The 3,790-nt window shown below is 38.3% G+C and carries 4 protein-coding genes; 2 read left to right on the plus strand and 2 right to left on the minus strand.

Translation table 11 applies throughout. The features are described 5' to 3' along the window. A partial coding sequence (locus AB685_RS28095) for a hypothetical protein (RefSeq protein WP_047973900.1) occupies window positions 1-380 on the minus strand: 380 nt, incomplete at its 3' end. A 184-nt stretch (window positions 381-564) separates the two neighbouring features. Between AB685_RS28095 and AB685_RS28100 the strand changes: the two genes are divergently transcribed. Both AB685_RS28100 and AB685_RS28105 read left to right on the plus strand, forming a co-directional pair. Continuing rightward, window positions 565-1,941, plus strand: a complete 1,377-nt coding sequence (locus tag AB685_RS28100) for an aspartate aminotransferase family protein (protein WP_047973901.1) — start codon at window positions 565-567, stop codon at window positions 1,939-1,941. Between the two features lie 14 nt (window positions 1,942-1,955). Further along, complete coding sequence (locus tag AB685_RS28105; RefSeq protein ID WP_047973902.1) at window positions 1,956-2,810, plus strand: MurR/RpiR family transcriptional regulator; 855 nt, start codon at window positions 1,956-1,958, stop codon at window positions 2,808-2,810. A gap of 37 nt (window positions 2,811-2,847) precedes the next feature. Here the strand turns inward: AB685_RS28105 and AB685_RS28110 are convergent. Next, on the minus strand, window positions 2,848-3,790 hold a 943-nt coding region (locus tag AB685_RS28110), incomplete at its 5' end, for a TRAP transporter fused permease subunit (RefSeq protein WP_047973903.1).

Consider the following 3,790-nt stretch of genomic DNA (forward strand, 5'->3'; position numbering starts at 1 on the left):
CCCTGCTTGAGTGTTTCGTTAAAGAATTGTCTTATTAATACCTGATTAAATTCAAGAAGAGTACCTTCTTGTGTATGGCTCAGAGTCTCTATAGATGTGGCTTCATGCATAAGGTCAGGAGAGCTAGAGATAAAGCGATCCATTGTATACGAAAAGTCGTCCCACACATCATAGGAAGGATGAAGGGAAGTTACTAAAACATCAACATAGAAGCCGGAAGAATCGCTGGAATCATTTGCTTTAATATCAATTAGTTCTATTTTAATATGGCTGTTTTGATCATGAGCAGTTGAAAGGGCTATTTGATCGTCATCTGGAGCAGTTAATTGACAACTTGTTAAATAAAAAACGCTAAAAAAAAGAAAAAGATACCCCTTCATTCATGTTCACCTCGCAGTTATTCTACTATTTTAGCATGGAAAACTTTAGCTGCTCAAAAGAAAATAAATCATTTTTGAAAAATTAGAGCTTTAAAAGAATAGAGTAAATCGGTATAATGAAATAAATATTTCACATTAAAATATAATGAATTATATATTTCTTTATGAGGAGTGAGTGAAAACAATGATTACTGATACGATGGATGGTGACCAATTGTATAAAAATCAAACAAGGCACTCTCAACTATTTATGGAAAAAGCGTCAACTGTTATGCCAGGTGGAGTAACAGCAAATATTAAGTATTTCCAACCTAATCCTATTGTGATGCAAAAAGCTAATGGGGCTTATTTGTATGATGTCGATGGGAATGAATATATCGATTATTTACTTTCCTATGGTGCTCTTATGCTTGGTCATGGGAACAAAACGATTAAGGAAGCTATCTTTGAACAGAWGAATAATGATGGAACGCTATTATTTGGAACGCCACACAGACACGAAATTGAAATGGCTCACCGTATTCAATCGCTCTATCCAAGTATGAAGAAGCTACGTTATACAAACTCAGGTACAGAAGCAACGTTACTTGCTCTACGTTTGGCTAAAGCCTATACTCAAAAAGATGGGTTAGCTAAATTTGAAGGGCATTATCATGGGGGATATGACGAGGTATTAGTCAGTGTCAATCCATCCTTAAACCAAGCAGGACCTAAAGAAGCGCCACACTCTGTTCTAGAGTCTAAAGGTATGGCTTCAAGCCATACGCAGACGACGGTCATTCTTCCTTTTAATGATTTAGAAAACTGTGAAAAAATATTACGTAAAAAACAAAAGGACATTGGCGCTCTCATCATTGAACCACTGCAAGGTGGGTTTATTCGAGCTGAACAGCCATTTATTGAGGGGTTACGTAAGCTAACAAAAGAATTAGGCATTGTTTTTATATTTGATGAGGTGAAAACAGGGTTTAGAGTAGCCTTAGGTGGCGCACAAGAACTATATGGAATGGAACCTGAWCTTACTACATTAGGAAAAGTGATAGGGGGAGGGTTTCCTGTCGGGATTGTTGGTGGTCTTGATGACATTATGGATCTGAGTGCCCCACGTCAATCAGCAGATGTGTTTGATCCTAGTCAAAGTCAAAAGTCAGATGCAGCAGATGTTTTGTTTCATAGTGGTACCTACAATGGGCACCCAACAATATTAGCAGCAGGCTTAGCTACGATAGATGTGCTAACAAAAGAGAGTAGTAACGTTTTTAAATTGACAAATGAATTAAAAGAACAACTGACTCATCTTTTTAAAACTAAATCAATACCAATGAAAGCTGTTGGTGAAGGATCCATTTTCAATATTGTACTAACAAACAAAAAAAAGATACTGGGTTATCGAGAACTACAATCAAGTGATCTATACATGCGTAGAAAAATTGACCTTAGATTAATGATAGAAGGAATTTATACGAAGCCTCTAAATCGTTATAGTTTATCAACTGCTCATACAGAAAAAGAGGTTGAGAAAACGATTGCTGCATTTGAACGAGTGCTAGATGGCCTTTAAAAAGGAGTTTATTTATGTTGAAGAGTGAGGTTTACCAACGAATKATTAAAAAGCAAGGAGAGATGAGTAAGTCTCAAAAGAAAATTGCGAGTTACTTATTAAAGCATACGGAAACAGGACCTTTTCTTACAGCCTCTAAATTAGCTAAGTTAACGGATGTAGGTGAGGCAACGGTTGTTAGATTTGCAGTATCAATGGGGTATAGCGGATATCCAGAATTACAAAGAGCCCTTCAAWGTGCATTGCAAATGAAGATGACTTCAGCAGAAATGTTCGCACAAACAATGCCTTCCATAAAAGAACCAACGAATCCTCTTGCAGAGCTCGTTCAAGGTGATATAACCAACCTTCAGTTGACATTTTCTCAAATCGATCAACAAGTGTTTGATGAAGCGGTAGAAGAGATGATAAAGGCAAAAAGAATCTATATTTTGGCCTATCGTAGTGCAGTGAGCTTAGGGAAGTTTTTAAATTCTTATCTAGACCTTGTTCTACAAAATACTGAGCTTATCGAGCAGGCTGATGGTATGAGTGAACATCTCTTAGATATTAAAGAAGGCGACTTGGTAATTGCTTTTGGTTTTGCTAGGTATACAAAAAGAACGATAGAAGCATTGAATTATGTGAAGCAAAAAAAAGTGAAAACCATCGTAATTACTGATCATCCGTTATCCCCTTTAGTGCCATATGGAGACTTGAATTTCCACACGTCTACTGAGATCAACTCATTTATCGATTCGTTTACAGCGCCCATGTGTTTAGTTAATGCTCTTATTACAGCTGTTACACGAAATGAGCATATAAAAGTAGAGAAGCGTTTACAAGAGCTTGAGAAACTTTGGGATACTTTTGATATCTTCTATAATTAAAATAAGAGGCTTGCACGAATGCAAGCCTCAAAGCTCATTAAGAAGTAGCTAATCCTTTACCTGAATCATTTTTGCGATTACGCARGAAGTGGATACTTGCAATAATAATAAAAATGCCAAGACCAGATAACGAAATCACGAAGTTGTTTGGATAAATAAGGGCAAGACCTGAAGCGAATAGTAAAATACGCTCAATGATTAAAGGTTTTGCTAGGAAATAATTCATTAGAGATGCACTAACGGCAGCCATACCGAGTAATGCTGTAATAAGTGCCGGAATTAAAGTAGCCCATGTCCAATCTTGTAGTAAGAGTACAGGGTTGGATACAAATGCATACGGAATGATAAACGCTGCAATGGCGAGCTTAAAGGCAGTAATCCCGGCTTTCATTGGATTCGCCTTGGCTATCCCGGCTCCGGCATAGGCGGCTAAACAAACAGGCGGTGTGATGTCCGCTACGATCCCAAAGTAAAATACAAAGAAGTGAGCAGCTATAATGGGAACATCAAAAGCTATGAGTGCAGGTGCTGCCATCGAAGCTGTTACTACATAGTTCGCAGTGGTAGGYAGACCCATTCCTAGTAGAATACACGCAATCATTGTAAAGAAYAGAACAAGGAAAAAGATTCCGCCAGCTAAGTCAATAATTCCCCCGGCAATCTTCCCTCCAAGCCCTGTCATCGTTACAATTCCTGCGATAATACCAGCTGAAGCACAGGCAGCAATTACCGGAAGAGCAACACGTGCACCTTGTTCTAAGGCATCTAAAATATCACGCGGACCCATTCTTGTATCTTTACGGAATAAACTAACAAAGAATGCGGCACCGATCCCCCATAAGGCAGCTGTGGTKGCTGTATAACCAAGGTAAAGCATAGCGATAATTGTAATAAGAGGTGCTAATAAGTCAAGGCGCTTGGCGATTCCCCCGAACGTTGGCAACTGTTCTTTAGGCAAACCAAGAATACCTTGTTTCTTG

It is taken from the genome of Bacillus sp. LL01 (assembly GCF_001037965.1).